Consider the following 17015-nt stretch of genomic DNA (forward strand, 5'->3'; position numbering starts at 1 on the left):
CCGATGCCGACTACAGACTCCGGACCCACCATGGTGACTGCGAAAGACATCCGGGGAGGCCGCATTGACTACAGCACCGTGCGCCATACGTCCGCTGAAGCGTTCCGAGAAAGGTTAACCGACAAGAGTCGGCCACGAGTCGGAGACATCCTCTTGACCAAGGATGGAAGTATTGGCCGCGTTGCCGTATGCGATCGGGACGACATCTGTATCAATCAGTCAGTTGCCCTCCTGCAGCCAAAGTCAGACGTCAACCCACGATTTCTGGCGTACCTTTTGCAGGCTCCGAGATACCAAACAGCAATGGCTGCGGACGCAGATGGTTCGACCATCAAGCACATCTACATCACTCGAGTTGACAAGATGGCAATCGAGGTTCCGGATGCTGTCAAGCAGAAGGAGATCGCGGATGTCCTCGGCGTTCTCGACGACAAGATCGCGGCGAATGAGCGGGTAGGCCGTCTCCTTGACAATCTCGGCGAGGCGGCGGTCAACCAGCAAGCGTTGACTGTTGCGCCGAGCACAGTTCGCACGGTCGCAGATTTCTTGTATGGAAAAGCACTCCCCGTCGCATCGAGGACGACCGGGATTGTCACTGTTTATGGCAGCGGCGGTGCGGTCGGCACCCACGACACGGCGCTGGTCGACGGCCCCGGAATTGTTGTCGGTAGAAAGGGCACGGTCGGCGCACTCTATTGGTCTGACGGCCCGCACTTTCCAATCGACACCACCTACTATGTGGTTCCCAAGCCTGGCGTGTCGCCGTACATTCTCTACTACGCGCTTCGCGCCGCCAGACTGAGTGAACTCAATTCGGATTCGGCTGTACCGGGCCTCAATCGCGATGAAGCGTATGGCCAGTATTTGAGAGTGCCTCTCGGCTCGGACGCAGAACAGCTGGCGAGGCGGCTCGAGCGCGACTTCGAGCTCGCGAAATCCCTACGAGAGCAAACCCGCTGTCTCGCCCAAACCCGCGACCAGCTCCTCCCCCTGCTGATGTCTGGAAGGGTGACAGTCAAGGACGTCGAGGGCACCATCGAAGACATCGTCTAACACACACCGACGCGGGGGCATCGACATCCGCGGACATCGACAGTCGGAGGACCACTAGATGAGTATGATTCCCGAATCCGAGTGGGAGACGTTGGCACTCGAGTGGCTGGCTGACCAGGAGTGGCAGCCGACACACGGCTCCGAGATCGCACCGGGCACCGAGGACGGTCGTACGGCGTGGGACGACATCGTCCTCCCCGACCGGCTTCTCACGAAGATGCGAGAGCTGAATCCCGATGTGCCCTACGAATATCTCGTTCAGGCGAGGGCGGCCATTCTCGCTCCTGAGTCGGGAGACCCACTGGCGGAGAATCATCGGCTGCACGAGATCCTCGTCAAGGGTTTCCGAGGCATCTCCTACGTCGATCACGAAGGCCTCGAGCAGACCCCGACCATCCGTCTTATCGGTGCTCGCCCAGAGGACAACGAGATGCTCGCGGTCCAGCAGGTGACCGTGCGCAACTCGGAGCACCAGCGTCGATTCGATGTCGTCGTGTACCTCAACGGTCTCCCGGTTGCGTTCTTCGAACTCAAACAGGCAGGTTCGGCGCAGGCCGACCTCGCGTCGGCCCACGCTCAGCTCCGGACCTATCTGCACGAATTCCCGATGGTGTTCCGGTTCGCTGTCATCTCGGTGATCAGTGACGGAATCACCGCCCGGTACGGCACACCGTTCACGCCGCTGGAGCACTTCGCACCGTGGAACGTCGATGACGACGGCAAGCCCATCGCGTCGGGCCACTCGAACGATCCCGACAAGCTCGGCCTCGAACTCGAGTACCTCATCGACGGCGTGTTCAATTCGGAACGCTTTCTGCAGATTCTGCGCAACTTCACCGCCTTCGACGCCGGCGCCGACGGCTACCTGAAGCGAATCGCGAAGCCGCATCAGTACTTCGCGGTCACCAAGGCCGTCGGGAACACCGTTGCGGCTGCGGAGAGCAACGGCAAGGCCGGCGTCGTGTGGCACACCCAGGGGTCGGGCAAGTCCATGGAGATGGAGCTCTACGCGCATCTCGTGGCACGTCAACCGAAGCTCAAGAACCCGACCATCGTCGTGGTGACCGACCGACGTGAACTCGACGGACAACTATTCGAGACCTTCAACCGGTCCGAACTCCTCGACGAATCGCCGGTGAAAGTTACTTCGCGAGAACAACTGCGGGATGAACTGTCGAACCGAACGACCGGCGGCATTTACTTCACCACCCTGCAGAAGTTCAGTCGGACACAAGCCGAGCGCGAGGCGGGCGCCGACCACCCGTTGTTGACCGACCGTCGCAATGTGATCGTCGTCGTCGACGAGGCGCACCGTAGTCACTATGACGACCTCGACGGATACGCCCGACATCTCGCCGATGCGGTGCCGCACGCGACTCTGATCGCGTTCACCGGCACCCCGATCTCGTTCGCCGAACGCAACACCCGAGAGGTCTTCGGCCCCTATATCGACATCTACGACCTCACCCGGGCCGTCGACGACGGCGCCACCGTGCCGGTCTACTTCGAGCCGCGACTGATCAAGGTCGGACTCACCGACGAAGTGACCGAGGACGATCTCGACCGCGCCGCCGACGAAGCAACTCGCGGCCTCGACGACGCCGAACGCGCTCAGATCGAGAAGTCCGTGGCCGTCATCAACGCGGTGTACGGCGCTCCTGAACGCGTCAAAGCACTCGCTGCCGACATCGTCGAACACTGGGACGGCCGGTCGGCATCCCTCGAGACCTTCATCTCGACCCCCGGTAAGGCGTTCGTCGTCACCGCCACCCGTGACATCGCCGCCCGGCTCTACGAGGAGATCGTCACACTCCGTCCGGAGTGGCACGACGACGCGGTCGACCGAGGAATCATCAAGGTCGTCTACTCCGGAAGCGCCAAGGACCAGGGCCTCGTCGCAAAGCACGTTCGGCGGGATGCACAGAACAAGATAATCCAGAAGCGACTGAAGGACGCCGATGACGAGCTGCAAATCGTCATTGTCAAGGACATGATGCTCACCGGCTTCGACGCGCCTCCGTTGCACACGCTGTATCTCGATCGTCCTCTCAAGGGCGCACTGCTCATGCAGACCTTGGCGCGCGTGAACCGGACCTTTCGAGGAAAGCCGTCCGGTTTGCTCGTCGCGTACGCGCCCCTGGCCGACAACCTGCACAAGGCACTCGCCGAATACACCGAGACCGACCAGGCACAGCAACCGGTCGGCCGGAACATCGACGAGGCGGTCGCACTCACCCAGCAGCTGCTCGCACAACTCGATGACGTGTGCTCCGGATACGACTGGCGAAGCAAGGCCAAGGACCCCGACCGCGGGTGGATGAAAGCGGCCGTCGGCCTGACCGAGTACCTGCGCTCGCCCGAAACCCCGGGCAACGCAGGGTCCGAAGACGAGGAGACTCTCGGCGGACGCTACCGCTCCCTCTCCGCCCATCTCGCAAGAGCCTGGGCACTAGCCGGTGGAGAGAAGTCGCTCGGCGAGTTGCGGCCGACGGTCCAGTTCTATGAAGAAGTCCGCGTCTGGATGGGCAAGTTCGACGCCGCCGACCGGCAGGCCGAAGGTCGCCCGGTTCCGGAGGAGATCAAACGCCTGCTGTCGTCCTTGGTGGCGCGCTCCACCGCGAGCGGTGAGATCGTCGACATCTACGACGCGGCAGGACTTCCCAAGCCGTCGTTGTCCGACCTCGGGCCCGACTTCGAGACCAAGGCCAAGGCCGCCACCAACCCGCACCTGGCGATCGAAGCGCTTCGCGCGACCCTGACCGAGGAATCGGCGCGTGCAACGCGGAACAACGTCGTTCGGCAGCGTGACTTCTCCGAGCGGATCACCGATCTGATGAAGCGCTACACAAACCAACAGATCACCTCCGCCGAAGTCATCGCCGAGCTCATCGCGATGGCCAAAGAAGTGGCGGCGGAGGGAAGCCGCGGTGAACGCTTCTCACCCGCTCTGAGCGAGGACGAACTCGCCTTCTACGACGCCGTTGCGAAGAACGAGTCGGCGGTCGAGTTCCAGGGCGACGAAGTCCTCGCCCAAATCGCGCGCGAGCTGGTCCGGATCATGCAGCGCGACACCAAATTCGACTGGACCGTCCGCGACGACGTGCGCGCGAAACTGCGGTCCTCCATCAAACGCTTGCTGGTCAAGTACAAATACCCGCCGGACAAGCAGCCGGCCGCCATCACCACGGTGTTCGAGCAGATGGAGATGATGGCACCTAGGTTCGCAGCAGAGAACGCCCCGGGAGACGACGATGACTGAGCGCTGGATCGATTGGTCTTCTGATGCACGCGATCGATTCACGCGTGTCATCTCCGATCTGAGGGAGCTGTCGCTCCTCCCTGACACGACGTCCGCAGACGACATCAGTTCGCTCGTGTCAGACATGCTTGACCGGCGCGATCAGATCGCCACCAAAACGTGGGACTCCAAGGCGTCCGAAATCCCGGTGCAGGATGGAAAAACCGCTCTGCGCCAGGTTTCCGAAGTGCTGTACGCCGCCGACCAAGCAGTGATCGACGAGCTCGTCTCGCGGATCCCAGCGAAATCGGTTCATGAGCGGATGAACTCCGCTGCGTATCTCGCAGCCGAGATCGACGCGGCGACAGCCGAAGCAGCGACGCTCGACTCGCACCGCTCAGGTGGTCCGGCAAGTCAGCAGGATGCCACCGATACCGAACTGCTCGGCGATCCCGCCGACTACGCCGGAATCGATCCCATCGAAGACGTGGCGATTCCGCCCCGGGTCGTATGGACCGAAGCCGACCGCAAGATCGCCCTCGACGAAGCCGCCAGCGCGTACGGCGTCGCCCCTGGCGAGTGGTACTCGGTCGAATGGCCTCCGACCGACGCCACACTGTGGACCCCCGGGTATCTCGTCACCTCCGAGTGGAAGCCGTGCGACGAACACACCGACGACCCGGACAGCGACGAGGCACTGGAATGCGTCCAGTGCGAAGACTCTGTCACCACCGACATCGAAGAGATGGCCGTCTGGAAGTTCACCACAAGATTGACTCATCACCGAATCGGGTTCGACAGCAACGGTTCTCTGGTCGTCGAACGTTTCACCGAGGACATCGACCCGTCGTTTGAGGTACGCGAGATCACGCAGGACCCACGCCTTGTCCGCATCGCCCGCCCCATGGACATCGCTGACGTCACGCCTGGAGGCCAACGACGACGGCTACATCAACTGCTCGAGACGCGGGCGTGGGTCACCGAAGACGCGCCACACGGACGGGGTGCCGCTCATGCAGTGCGTTCAGATGTCGCGCAGGTTCGCGTGGAGGGTATCAACCAGCTGCTGCCTGGTTGCCTGACCGTGAAACAGGAACAGGTGGATGCGAGCGCGCTTGTAGGCCTGCAATTCCGAGGGCGTGACGAGAATTGTGGTGTCCCGACCTATTGCCGCCCACCCGTTCCGGCCGACATCACGGAGCCAGCGTTCATCTGGCGTCCCCTCGGCTGCCGCGCGAGTTCCGTACACCGCAGCCGGAGTATGGACGATATAGCCGAGCTCTTCGATCGATCGCCGCAAGGTCCTGCCGGCGATATTCTCGTCCAGATAGAACTCAGGCGGTGCGGCCCAGGAGGACGCGGGCGGCGGTTCGAACCTGGGATCTCGAGATGTCGAACTCCTCGGCAACGACCTCGCCGTCCTCTCCGGCTTTCAGCATTGCAGCGACGTCCGCAAGGCGAGGTCCTGATGCTCCGAACCGAGGCTGCCCGAACGCAACATCTGGGTCGACGATGACCTTCTCCGGCTCCCATTCGCGTAGTTGTAGGCGGTTCGGATGCTCACCGTCCCAACTGACATATGAGATGTAGTCCTGGACGATCTCGCGGATGACATTCTGCCCGGATCGCGCTTCGATGAGCCCGGCACCGGCTCGGGTCTTGGCGAAGTCCCACAGGACATCAACACCGCCTGTGGCCAGATTCGGCGCTGTCAGCACGTAGTCACGACCGAAGTCCCGTTGCAGCTGCTCGAGCGCGGGACGGATCTTGCGAACGTGAACGCCTGCGCTGCGAAGGGCGTCGAGTACGTATGCCTCGGTCAGGGCGATGAAGGACACGTTTGCTTGTCGCTGTGGCGCGTCCACCACATGTAGAAGCGGTTCCCCACGGTCGTAGCCTTTCGCCCACCGGTGAAACGTCTGCTGACTGATGGCTAGATAGCGAGCCGCATCGCTCATGGTGAGAATGCCTGCATCAAAGCGAGGATCGCCGATGGTGGTCACGCTGCGTTCTACCTCCCGCCTGACCCTGGACTACAAGTTGTCGGTTGTAGCCACACCATGATGGCACCGTGAGCAGCTCTGAGGAGTCTGCACACCAACTGCGGTAGGCAGTGAGCACCCTCCGACCTGTCGGTGCGTCGTGATTTCATTCGACAAGAGTCTGAGGAAGTTGATAATCAACACTTGACTCGAACGCATGTTCGAGTATAGTGGTGGCATGTCATCGGGGGCGGGGGCCGGATCCACCACATCGGTGGACCCATCACAGGAGTCGGTCGAGCCACGCTTTCGTCCCGACCATGAACTCTCCGCTTCTGAACTCATCGAGGTCTTGAATCACTGCGCCGGCCTGGCGGCGGCGTCCGCGCATCGAATGATGGTCGTTGCCAGCCTCATTCACGATGAACGCGAGATGGACTACGCCCAGCGGCGCGCCGAGACGCACAGCGGCGAACTCGACTCCATCGAAGCCTTCGAGCACCTGTCCGCGCGAGTGGCTGCCGGCGAGAACCCCTACGAGCAGTTCGGGCCCAACGGTCTCGAGCAGGCCATCGCCGAAGTCGGTGCCACCCTCACCGTGACACCGGCTGAGGCGAAAAACCTCATCGAAGCCGGCGACGCACTGCGCTACCGACTCTCCTTCACCGGACACGCACTCGCGTGCGGTCGAATCGACAAGCGCCGCTTCCTCATCGCCCTCAAACGCACCGACCTCATCACCGACGACGAGGAGATGCAGACCGTCGACGCCCATCTCGCCGAAGCGATCTTCGCCCGCGCACCGATGTCCACGGCCCGGTTCACCGCCATGGTCGATTCCATCGTCGCCAAGTGGGCACCCGACGCGATCCGCCGACGCAAGGAGCGAGTGAAATCCGACCGCAAGGTGACCGTCACCCCCGACCGCTTCACACCCGGGCAGTCCCGGATCTCCGGCACGCTGCCCCATGCTGATGCCGCCGAGTTCGACGCCCGCCTGACGGCGATGGCCACCGCGGTCCACGCCGGCGACCCTCGAAAGTTGGCCAACCGCCGGGTCGATGCTCTGAAAGCGCTCGCGCGGGGCGAAGCTTCTATCGCGTGCGAATGCGACGACTGCCGACCTGCCGCAATGGACATTGAAGCCGACACCACCGGGGACGTCGACGCAGCGACAGTGGACACCGCCGACCACACGACTGAGGCACCCGCGCGCCACTCCGGGAACGATGACACCAACACCCCGGACAGCGACACGGTTGTCGCCGACCCTCCGGGTCCGGACGCGTCGCCGTCGTCATCGCTGGCGCCGCGCGCGACCTTTCACATCGTGGTGAACCTGTCGACCCTGTTCGGTCTCGACAACGACCCCGCTTTCCTCGACCGCCACGGCATCATCGACGCCGACACCGCCCGAACACTCCTCGCCGAAGCCCGCCGCACCTACATCCATCCCGCACCCGACGCACCCGACGGTTCACCGGCTCCCGACGCGGACAGTTCGACAACGCGATACACCCCCTCGAAGAAGCTCCAGGCGCTGGTGCGCGCCGGCGAACTGTGCTGCACCTTCCCCGGCTGCAACGCCCCGGTCTGGCAGATCGATCTCGACCACACCGAACCCTTCGATCACACCGACCCGCGTCGCGGTGGCCCGACCGATGCGCGCAACCTCAAACCGCTGTGCCGGTTCCATCACCGCATCAAGACCTTCACCAGCTGGCAGGACCACCAAGACGAGTCCCGCACCGCCTGGTTCACCACCCCCACCGGGCACATGTTCGTCGGCAACGCCTTCAGCGGACGCGACCTGTTCAACAAGCTCTTCCCCAGACGGTCACCCGATCATCCCGCCCGCGACAGACTCGACACGCAGCGCGACAACGACTTCCGACGCCACCAACGCGCCGAGAAGCGCTGGAACGACGCCAACCCGCCGCCCTTCTGAACACCGCAGAGGCCACATCGCCGGTCAGGACTACCTGGACACGGCGGGTGACGTCATGCGACGAATGTCGATCCGCACGACTCGCCCACCCTTCACGGCGATGTCGATGACGGCGAGCGGGTGACCGCCCGGTGCGATCACATGAACCATCCGACCTCCCAGCCACATCGGCGTGCTTGCCCGGATACGGTCGGCGAAGAATCGGGTCTCCTCCGCGACCGCCCGGGCGCCCCGGACCACGGTCGGTGTGTCCGGCGGTACCAGTGACCGGTCGGCGACACGGATGCAATCCTCGCCCAACAGCGCGACCATCGCATCAAGACTGCCGCCGCGCGCCGCGGCCAGAAAGGCGTCGACGACCAGGGACGCATCACCCGACGGCAGTTCAGGGTCCAGCTCGGAGTTCAACCGCGAAGACGCGATCCGTCCGCGTGCCCGGCTCGCATGCTTCTTCGCACCGTCCACACTGGTGTCGAGGATCGTTGCGACCTCACCGAACGGAACCGCAAAGAGGTCATGCAGCACATAGGCCACGCGTTGCGACGGCGTCAACCGATCGAGGACCACCATCAGCGCACGTGACACGTTCTCGCGCTGCAGGTAGAGCTCGTCGGCCGCGACAGCCTCCGCGGGGAGAGCGTCGGCGAACAGCGGATCTTCCTGTCGTCTGCCGCGGGCGCGCAACTGATCGAGACACACCCGGGTGAGTGTTGTCGTCAACCATGCGGCAGGGTTGCGGATCTCGGTGCCGTCGACACGCAGCGAGTTGAGCCACGTGCTCTGCACGGCGTCCTCGGCGTCGTGGATCGAGCCGAGCATCCGGAACGCCATGGCGGTCAGCTGCGGTCGTAGATCTTCGAACTCTGAGGTCGGTACCACCGGATGTCACCTTCTCGTGGGGTAGGACGTCGGTACGGATGAGAGCACCACACTCACATCGTCCATCCGACAACCCACCTCAGAGGAGGACACATGTCGACCGTACCGACCCGGCCACCGCGCGGCGGAACCCGACCAGCGAAGGGCCCCCGGCGATGACCACCACCCTGTTCGTCGCCACGATCATCTGCATCGTGGCCAATGGCGGTATCGCCATCGCCGACTTCGCCCGGGCCGAGTTCGTGCTGGCCAATTCGGCCGAGGTCCACGTCCCACCTCGGTTCCTGCCCCACCTCGCGACACTCAAGGCCGCCGGAGCAGCAGGGCTTGTCCTCGGGTTGACGATCGAACCCTGGATCGGCGTCGCCGCCGGAACCGGGCTCACTCTGTTCTTCGTCGGCGCGGTCATCGCCCATGTGCGGGCCCGCGTCTTCTACAACATCGCGTTCCCGGGCGCCTTCCTGCTCCTCGGCGTGGCGGCTACGGTCTACATGATCCGACTGACCACAGGCGCGTGACCCGTCACCGGCGTCGAACGCCTCAGCCCATCAACGCCGACGCCGAGGGGTAGCTCTCGGCGAATCCGTCGGGAAGCGGCGCGATGAAGACGTTCTCGGTGCGGGTACGAGTGATCCGCCACCGGCCGTCGTGCTTGCGAAAGGCGTTGTTCAGCCGACTCGACCGCAACAGGGCCGAGCCGTCGCCGAAGAGCCACGGCTGCATGTGAATCCACTGTCCCTCGGCGTCATCGCCGTCGACATGGACCTGCTCCGAAGTCAGGTAGTGCGCGTTGAGCACCAGTGCCGGGTCCCGCTTCTCATCCCAGAAGCGCTGGAAGTGTTCGCGGATCTCCGGCTTGCCCTCGGCACGCCCGAACTGTCCGTCGTAGTACTCGCCGACGCCCTCCCACACCGCGTCGTCGGTGTAGAGGTCCAGGATGCGCTCGATGCGCTCGGCGTCATCCGCGAGACCGGGTTCGGGACACGGGGTGTCACAGAGGAACATGTATCGAGCCTGGATTCGTCGGATCTCGGCTTCGGCCTCCAGAATCTCGACCCGCGCGACGAGCGCCGAGATCCTGGCATCGTCGTCGCTCATCGGCCAAGCACCTCGACCACCGCACGCGCCTCCGAGATCCAGGCCTCGACCTCAGAGCCGTTCACGCCCAGCGGCAACTGCGACAACCGGAGCGTCATCGAGTATCCGCCACGTGCGTCCCGGATCGGCAGCACGACGGAACCGACGTCATAGGTCTGATCGGGTCGCACCTCGCGGAGGCGATAGTCGACGGCCGACTTCCCGATGGACTCGCAGATCTCGCGTTCCTGCGAAGGCGTCAACCGGCCCCGCTCATAGGATTTCGTCGCCTCTCGCATCTCCTCGTACGCAGTCGATGAGGCATCGGGCAGAAAGGACACCAGGTAACCGTGCCGCCGCACGAAGTCGAGACGGTCGCGATGTACCTGTCGCACATCATCGTCGGCATGCCGGAGCTTCGCCAGCCACCGCTCCCGGGTCTCGTCGTCCTGGTCGAACACGTACGTGTCCCCGATGGGCGGCACCATCGGGATGCGGTACGCGAGGCCTTCGTCACGGTCGACGCCCGGCGCGGTGGCCGACAACACGACGGCCATCTCGTCGCGGCTGACCGCGGTGAGGACCGACACCTCGCAGCCGACGGACGTCGCCAATGCCTCCACCTGCGGGCGCGCCGCGTGTGCGGCATGGATCGTCGGCAGGATCTCGTGGTCCATCCGGGCCATCAGGGACGTCGACACGAAACTGCCGTAACCACCCTGGAAGAAGATCAGCGGCGACACCGGGTTGGTCACGGCCAGATCCCGCACCTCACAGAGCGTTATCCAGTGATCGCCTGCTTCGACGACGTTGCTGATGCGGGTGTCGATCCAGGCCACCGAATCCGCGAGAACCGGATCGCCCGACGGCGAAGGGAACCAGTCGATGCCCGCGAGCTTGTCCTCCCAACGCTGCGCGATGGTGAGGACGACGTCCTCCTGTTCACCGCCGAGGATGTTGATGCACAACGACTCGCAGGCCCGCATCTTCTCGAAGGTGCGCGAGGTCTTCATCGGCATGAAGGACACCAACGGCGGGTCCATCGACACCGAGCTGAAAGTCCCGACGACCATGGCCAGCACGGAGCCGTCGTCACCGCGTCCCGTCACCACGACCACGCCGGTGGGATAGTGCCCCATCACATTTCGGAAGATGCCTGGGTCGATGGCACTGATCACATTGTCGGACATGTCTTCTCCTGGGATCGAATCGTCGCGGTGGTCGGGCACTCAGGCGGACCGGGCCTCGACCGGCTCCTGGACGTAACGCTTCTGCAGAATGGCACCGAGTCGCTCCGGCCGGAGGAAGGCGATGCACAGTGCGCCGCCGACCAGCAGGACGATGCCGGTGATCGTGAACGCCTGGTGCACGCCGGCCGCCATGTTGTCGGCCATCTCCGCGCTGGGCTTCTCACCCTTCGGCGGCGACACATACCCCGCGTCGGTCATGAGCCAGCCGACCAGGATCGGCGAGATGACCGCGCCGAACGACGCCACGCCGCCGAGGGTGGCCATGAGGATCGGTCGCTGCCGAGCGCCGACCGCATAACCGATCGCGGTGGCGGTCATCGGGAACGCCAGGCTGCATCCACCGGCGAGGCACAGCAGCGCGACCGCCGTGATCCCCGACGACGCCTGGATGGCGATGAAGCACAACCCGGCCAGGACCGCGGCGCAGCCGAACGGGACGGCGATCGCCCGATGTGCCGAACTCCCCCGGTGCAGCATCCGGTGCCCGAGCGCACCCAGTCCGAGCAGGACGAGCGCGCCGACCACCCACGGCACGGTGGTCACCGCACCGACCTCACCGAGCGACAGCCCGACCACGGTGCCCAGGTACTGGGGCAGCCAGGTCGTCAGGAAGCCCTGCACCCAGAAGTTCGACGCCCCGCCGATCACGGCGGAGATGAACGCCAAGCTGAGCAGCGCACGCCAGATCTTGACCGGCTTCTGCTCGTCGACCGCGGAGGTCGCGACCTCCTTCGCATCGTCAACCGTCTCGTCGGTGTCGAGTGCCGGCTCGTCCGGCGACGAGGCCTTCTTGGGACGGTAGGGACCGTCCGCGCCGATCGCCCACCAGGCGATCACCCACACCAGGCCGATGATTCCCAGAACACCGAACGCCCAGCGCCAACCCCACACGGCGATGACCCAGGCCAGCAGCGGCGCCGCGAAGACAGGTCCCAGCGTGGAGCCGGCGGCGATCAGGTTCGACGGCAGCGCACGACGGGTGGGCGAGAACCAGGTGTGCGCGGAGGTGAGCGACATGGCCGTCGCGGGTCCCTCGGCGCCGCCGAGGATGATCCGCGTCACCAGCAGGATGGCGGCGCCGCCGCCGAGCAGCATCGGGAATTGCAGCACCGCCCAGGTGACGCCCATCGCGAACAGGATCCACTTCACCGAGATCTTCGACGCCAGGAACCCGGTGACGACCGAGACGATCGCGTACAGGAAGAAGAAGGCACTGCCGATGAACCCGAATTCGGTTGCGGTCAAGCCGAGTTCGGGCATCGCGTCGGCCGAGACCAGGCCGAGCACCGCCTTGTCGGCGAAGGCGATGATCTGGAACAGCACGAGCATGCCGGTGACGATCCAGGCCCGTCTCGACATGCGGCCGAAGTCGATTCGTCGATCGGGGGCGGTCGGCGACGACGGCGTCGTCACCGCGGGTTCTCTGAGGCTCATTGGGTTTCCTTGGACTGGCAGGGTGCGAAGACGCCGGGCTGTCGGGGGCTGGCAACGACGTTATGGCCACCCGTCCCTACGGGGATACGAGGGAAATCTTTACTGTCGCCGCGATGCGCGACAGGGCAGACTGGTCCCAGCACATGAAGGAGGAACGGTGAGCTCGGCCTACTGGAAACAGCCCATCAGTGAGCAGGCGACCGCGGTCCACGAGAAGGTGGTGTCGGCGGAAATTCTCGCGGAACAGGTCCGTGAGGAGATCGTCGGCACCGACACCGATCTGCGCGCGTGGGTCGAGCTGTCCCCGGGCGTCGTCGACGAGGCACGACGGCAGGATGGGATACCGGGTCGCCGGCCCCTGCGAGGCGTCTCGCTCGGGGTCAAGGACCTCATCGACGTCGAGGGTCTGCCGACCCGTGCCGGTTCACCCGTCACGTCGTCGTCGCCGGCGGCGTCGGATGCGCCCTGTGTCAGTCGTTTTCGCGATCTGGGCGCGGTGATCCAGGGCAAGACGGTCACGACCGAGTTCGGCTACTTCTCGCCCGGGCCGACGCGCAATCCGCACCACCCCGGGCACACGCCGGGCGGGTCGTCGAGCGGTTCGGCCGCCGCCGTCGGGGCTGGCGTCATCCCGGTGGCGCTGGGTACGCAGACCGCCGGCTCGTTGACCCGGCCGGCCGCCTACTGCGGCGCCGCGGGCATGGTCCTCGCGCACGGCTCGACGGATCTGTCCGGCGTCACCGGACTCTCGGAGTCGCTGGACTCGCTGGGCATCCTCACCCGCGACATCGCCGACCTGCAGTACGTGTACACCGCCTTCACCGGCCGCTCGCCGATCGTTCCCGGTCGCTCCACCGTCCGGACCGTGGTGGTGTGGGGCGGCAGCGACCTGCACCCGATCGACCCGGCAATGGCAGACCTGGTCGACCGGCTGCCGGACCTGCTCGAGCGAGCCGACGTCGAGACCCGCGCACTCGAATTCGACGATCATGTCCGCACCCTGGCCGACGACCACGTGACCGTCATGTCCCATGAGGCGGCCGAGACCCTGGACGATGTCGTCCGGGACCATGCGGCCGCGCTCAGCCCCGCGCTGCTCGACCTCGTCGACGCCGGCCGCGCGGTCCGGCCCGCGGACCACGCGGCCGCCCTCATCCGCCGCGACCGCTCGCGGGATCTGCTGGCCGAGACGCTCGGCGATCACACGGTGATCGTCGGTCCCGCCGCACCCGGCCCCGCACCGAGCGGCCTCGACGCGACCGGGTCGCCGGTCCTGAGCCGACCGTGGCAGCTGCTCGGCTGCCCGGTCGTCGTCGTCCCGGGGGCGACCACGGACTCCGGGATGCCCCTCGGACTACAGGTGATCGGCTTGCCGGGGCGGGAGTCGGCCCTGTTCGAGGTCGCCGCGGTGCTCGAGAACGAGCTCCGGTCCCATCCGGTCGTCCCGGTCTGATCCGGTTGCGAGAGAGAAGATCTGCATGACAGTCAAACCCCGTCCCGAGACGCACCACCGGATGTTCCTCACGTGTTACGAGGACACCTTCAACTACGGCTGGCACCATGTCGACCTGTTCGTGCACGACGAGTACGGCCGGGAGGTCAACTGGGTGCACTGGACCGTCGAGGCCGACGGCCCGGAGGCGGCCGACGAGTCGGTCCGGCGCGAGGAACCCTGGCTCAACCGGACGTCGGAGTGGCGCCATCAGGTGAGTGCCGTCGGGATGAACTACTGGACGGCCGACGCGGCGTGGACGTGACCGCATCGGATGTGACCGCGGCGGTGTACGTCGTCGACGACGACCCGGAACTCTGCGAATCGGTCGACTGGCTGCTCGGCAGCATCGGGATCTCGCCGCGGATCTGCCACAGTGCCGACGACTTCCTCGCGCAGTACTCCGGGGACACCCCCGCGTGCATCGTGCTCGACGTCCGCATGCCGACGATGAGCGGCCCGCGGCTGCAGGAGAAGCTCAACGAGTTAGCACCGCACGTCGCCATCATCTTCGTCTCCGCGCACGGCGACATCCGGATGTCGGTGTCCACCCTGCAGGCCGGCGCGATGGATTTCCTGGAGAAGCCCTACGACCCGCAGCGGCTGCTCGACGCCGTCCAGGCGGGGATGGAGAAGGCGGTCGAACGCTTCCGCACCCACGCGCAGAAGCGGTGGGTGGAATCGAAGGTCGCGCTGTTGACCCCGCAGGAACGCGAGATCCTCGCGCTGGTCGTCGAAGGTCTACCCAGCCAGAACATCGCCCGCCGCCTCGACATGAGCGTCAAGACGGTGGACGTGCACCGTGCCCGGATCAAGAGCAAGACCGACGCCGACAGCATCAGCACGCTGGTCCGGGACATCCTGCGGTTCGACGTCGAGGTGCCGACCAACCCTTGATCGGGGTCAGTAATAGTCGAGCACGATCTTCTCGCCGGTGGTCCGCGAGACGCAGACCGCCATGACCTCTCCGGACTCTCGCTCGGCCTTGGTCAGCACGTTGTCGCGGTGCTCGGGCTCACCGGCGAGGACCTGCATGATGCAGGTACCGCAGATGCCCTCCTGACACGAGGTGTCGACGTCGCAGCCGTTCTCCTCGAGGACCTCGACGATGCTCCGGTCGGCCGGGACGTGATAGGTCTCGCCGTCGAGTTCGACGTCGAAGGACGTGTTCTCCGACGCATCCGGCTGATCGGTGGCGTGGAAGTTCTCGAAGTGGACCGCGTCGGCCGGGATGTACTGTTCCGCCAGTTCGCGGACCTTGGTCATGAACCCGTCCGGGCCGCAGACATAGACATGCGAGCCCTGCGGCGCCGATTCCAGCGCGGCGGTCAGAATCGGTCCGTGGGCCTCACGACCGACGCCGACATGCGCGTGCAGCTTCTCCGGGCAACGCTCCCGCAGCAGCGGCAGGAACGCCGCGTCATCGACCGTCCGGGCGAAGTAGTGCAGTTCGAAGCTGATCCCGTGCACGTCCATGTAGCGCGCCATGCTGAGCATCGGGGTGATCCCGATGCCGGCCGCCACCAGGACGTGATGCGTTGCCGTGGAATCGATCCCGAGCAGGTTCCGTGGCTCGCTGATCTGCAGCCGGTCGCCGACGCGCAGTTCGTGCAGTGCGGCCGAACCACCTCGGGACTGATCCTCGCGCTTGACGGCCACGGCGAAGGACTCCCGCCCGTCGGGCCGGCTGCACAGCGAGTACTGGCGGGTGATGGCGGTCGGCCCGACGACATCGATGTGCGCTCCGGGCGTGTACTCCCCCATCGTCGAGCCGTCGGGCCTCGACAGGTAGAAGGTCTTGATGCTCGGGGTCTCCTGGACGATCGCGGAGACGACGACGTCGGTGAGGGCCATGGCGGTGCTCCTGGTGGTGGCGAATAATTCTCGAGGTGCGATCAGCGGACGAAGAGCCCGCCGTTGACGTCCCAGCACGCACCCGTGACGAAGAAGGCGTTCTCGGCGGTCAGCAGGCCGACCATGTCCCCGATGAACTCGGGGCGGCCCAGCTTCCCGACGGGGATGCCGGCGATCACGGCGTCGAGTTTCTCCGGCGGCACGGTCGCCTTCACGACGGGCAGGTCGTGCGGCCCGGGCGCGATCGCGTTGACCGTGACACCCTTGGCCGCAAGCTCTTTGGCGAAGATCTTGGTGACCGTCAGGATCGCGCCCTTGGACGTGGCATAGTGCGCGCCGGTGGCGGTGCCGCCGTTCTGACCGGCCAGCGACGCCATGTTGACGATGCGGCCGTACCCCTCGTCGGCCATCGCGGCCCCGAAGACCTGGCAGCCGAAGAAGATGCTGTTGACGTTCGTGTTCAGCACGCGGGTGAAGTCCGGCTCGTCGAGCGTCATGAGATCGGCCGCCTGGGTCAATGCCGCGTTGTTCACGACGATCGTCGGTGTGCCCCAGACGGATTGCACATGCGCCAGCGCGTCGACGAAACCCTGCCGGTGCGCCACGTCGAGGACGGCCGCCCGTGCGGCCGACCCGTCGGGCGAGAGTTCTTCGGCGATGCGCTGGGCCGGATCGAGGGCGATGTCGGTGAGCAGGACGCGATGACCGTCCCGGTGCAGCCGGCGGGCGATGTGCGAACCCATGCCGCCGGCGGCACCGGTGACGACCGCGATCCCCTTGTTCGTCGAACTCATGTCCAGGTCCGTCC

General features: G+C 65.3%; 17 protein-coding genes. 7 read left to right on the forward strand and 10 right to left on the reverse strand.

The features are described from left to right. The first annotated feature begins 3 nt into the window (after positions 1–3). Entirely contained in the window at positions 4–1053 is a 1050-nt protein-coding gene (locus Q9R39_RS04990; RefSeq protein WP_282958879.1) for a restriction endonuclease subunit S, read from the forward strand. Between the two features lie 58 nt (positions 1054–1111). Next, on the forward strand, positions 1112–4312 hold the full coding sequence (locus Q9R39_RS04995) for a type I restriction endonuclease subunit R (protein ID WP_211538136.1): 3201 nt from the start codon (positions 1112–1114) through the stop codon (positions 4310–4312). A 118-nt stretch (positions 4313–4430) separates the two neighbouring features. On the opposite strand, the gene Q9R39_RS24720 is transcribed toward Q9R39_RS04995, so the two are convergent. The 4 genes from Q9R39_RS24720 to Q9R39_RS05000 all read right to left on the reverse strand — a co-directional run bounded on the left by Q9R39_RS24720 (position 4431) and on the right by Q9R39_RS05000 (position 6249). Further along, entirely contained in the window at positions 4431–4607 is a 177-nt protein-coding gene (locus tag Q9R39_RS24720; protein ID WP_396275642.1) for a hypothetical protein, read from the reverse strand. An 81-nt stretch (positions 4608–4688) separates the two neighbouring features. After that, entirely contained in the window at positions 4689–5228 is a 540-nt protein-coding gene (locus Q9R39_RS24725; protein WP_396275643.1) for a hypothetical protein, read from the reverse strand. Positions 5229–5315: 87 nt separating this feature from the next. After that, complete coding sequence (locus tag Q9R39_RS24730) at positions 5316–5699, reverse strand: hypothetical protein (RefSeq protein ID WP_374193854.1); 384 nt, start codon at positions 5697–5699, stop codon at positions 5316–5318. Continuing rightward, entirely contained in the window at positions 5626–6249 is a 624-nt protein-coding gene (locus Q9R39_RS05000; RefSeq protein ID WP_211538248.1) for a DUF433 domain-containing protein, read from the reverse strand. The genes Q9R39_RS24730 and Q9R39_RS05000 overlap by 74 nt, the downstream gene beginning before the upstream one ends. 262 nt (positions 6250–6511) lie before the next feature. On the opposite strand from Q9R39_RS05000, the gene Q9R39_RS05005 reads away from it, so the two are divergent. Beyond that, on the forward strand, positions 6512–8221 hold the full coding sequence (locus tag Q9R39_RS05005) for a DUF222 domain-containing protein (RefSeq protein WP_311277164.1): 1710 nt from the start codon (positions 6512–6514) through the stop codon (positions 8219–8221). A 30-nt stretch (positions 8222–8251) separates the two neighbouring features. On the opposite strand, the gene Q9R39_RS05010 is transcribed toward Q9R39_RS05005, so the two are convergent. Beyond that, the gene (locus tag Q9R39_RS05010) at positions 8252–9100 is read right to left on the reverse strand and encodes a sigma-70 family RNA polymerase sigma factor (RefSeq protein WP_058250612.1); all 849 of its coding nucleotides are present in this window, start codon (positions 9098–9100) and stop codon (positions 8252–8254) included. Between the two features lie 155 nt (positions 9101–9255). Between Q9R39_RS05010 and Q9R39_RS05015 the strand changes: the two genes are divergently transcribed. After that, positions 9256–9618 carry a DoxX family protein gene (locus Q9R39_RS05015; RefSeq protein ID WP_058250613.1) on the forward strand — a complete coding sequence of 121 codons (363 nt, stop codon included), beginning with the start codon at positions 9256–9258 and terminating at the stop codon, positions 9616–9618. A gap of 22 nt (positions 9619–9640) precedes the next feature. On the opposite strand, the gene Q9R39_RS05020 is transcribed toward Q9R39_RS05015, so the two are convergent. The 3 genes from Q9R39_RS05020 to Q9R39_RS05030 are packed head-to-tail and all read right to left on the reverse strand — an operon-like array spanning position 9641 to position 12861. Continuing rightward, positions 9641–10198 carry a nuclear transport factor 2 family protein gene (locus Q9R39_RS05020; RefSeq protein WP_058250614.1) on the reverse strand — a complete coding sequence of 186 codons (558 nt, stop codon included), beginning with the start codon at positions 10196–10198 and terminating at the stop codon, positions 9641–9643. Then, the gene (locus tag Q9R39_RS05025) at positions 10195–11367 is read right to left on the reverse strand and encodes a flavin reductase family protein (protein WP_058250865.1); all 1173 of its coding nucleotides are present in this window, start codon (positions 11365–11367) and stop codon (positions 10195–10197) included. Before Q9R39_RS05025 ends, Q9R39_RS05020 begins: the two co-directional genes overlap by 4 nt. Positions 11368–11406: 39 nt before the next feature. Further along, complete coding sequence (locus Q9R39_RS05030; protein WP_058250615.1) at positions 11407–12861, reverse strand: MFS transporter; 1455 nt, start codon at positions 12859–12861, stop codon at positions 11407–11409. Between the two features lie 157 nt (positions 12862–13018). Between Q9R39_RS05030 and Q9R39_RS05035 the strand changes: the two genes are divergently transcribed. Genes Q9R39_RS05035 through Q9R39_RS05045 form a run of 3 tightly spaced genes read left to right on the forward strand, consistent with a single transcriptional unit; the run spans position 13019 to position 15250 of the window. Further along, complete coding sequence (locus tag Q9R39_RS05035; protein WP_058250616.1) at positions 13019–14314, forward strand: amidase; 1296 nt, start codon at positions 13019–13021, stop codon at positions 14312–14314. Positions 14315–14339: 25 nt separating this feature from the next. Beyond that, positions 14340–14618 carry a hypothetical protein gene (locus Q9R39_RS05040; protein WP_058250617.1) on the forward strand — a complete coding sequence of 93 codons (279 nt, stop codon included), beginning with the start codon at positions 14340–14342 and terminating at the stop codon, positions 14616–14618. Beyond that, a complete protein-coding gene (locus Q9R39_RS05045) occupies positions 14615–15250 on the forward strand; it encodes a response regulator transcription factor (RefSeq protein ID WP_374193855.1) in 636 nt (211 codons plus the stop codon). The genes Q9R39_RS05040 and Q9R39_RS05045 overlap by 4 nt, the downstream gene beginning before the upstream one ends. Positions 15251–15256: 6 nt before the next feature. On the opposite strand, the gene Q9R39_RS05050 is transcribed toward Q9R39_RS05045, so the two are convergent. Both Q9R39_RS05050 and Q9R39_RS05055 read right to left on the reverse strand, forming a co-directional pair. Continuing rightward, on the reverse strand, positions 15257–16207 hold the full coding sequence (locus tag Q9R39_RS05050) for a PDR/VanB family oxidoreductase (RefSeq protein WP_058250618.1): 951 nt from the start codon (positions 16205–16207) through the stop codon (positions 15257–15259). A gap of 41 nt (positions 16208–16248) precedes the next feature. Then, positions 16249–17001, reverse strand: a complete 753-nt coding sequence (locus tag Q9R39_RS05055; protein ID WP_058250619.1) for an SDR family NAD(P)-dependent oxidoreductase — start codon at positions 16999–17001, stop codon at positions 16249–16251. Positions 17002–17015 lie beyond the last annotated feature (14 nt).

It is taken from the genome of Gordonia sp. AC31, from assembly GCF_031844505.1.
GTDB lineage: Bacteria > Actinomycetota > Actinomycetes > Mycobacteriales > Mycobacteriaceae > Gordonia > Gordonia hongkongensis.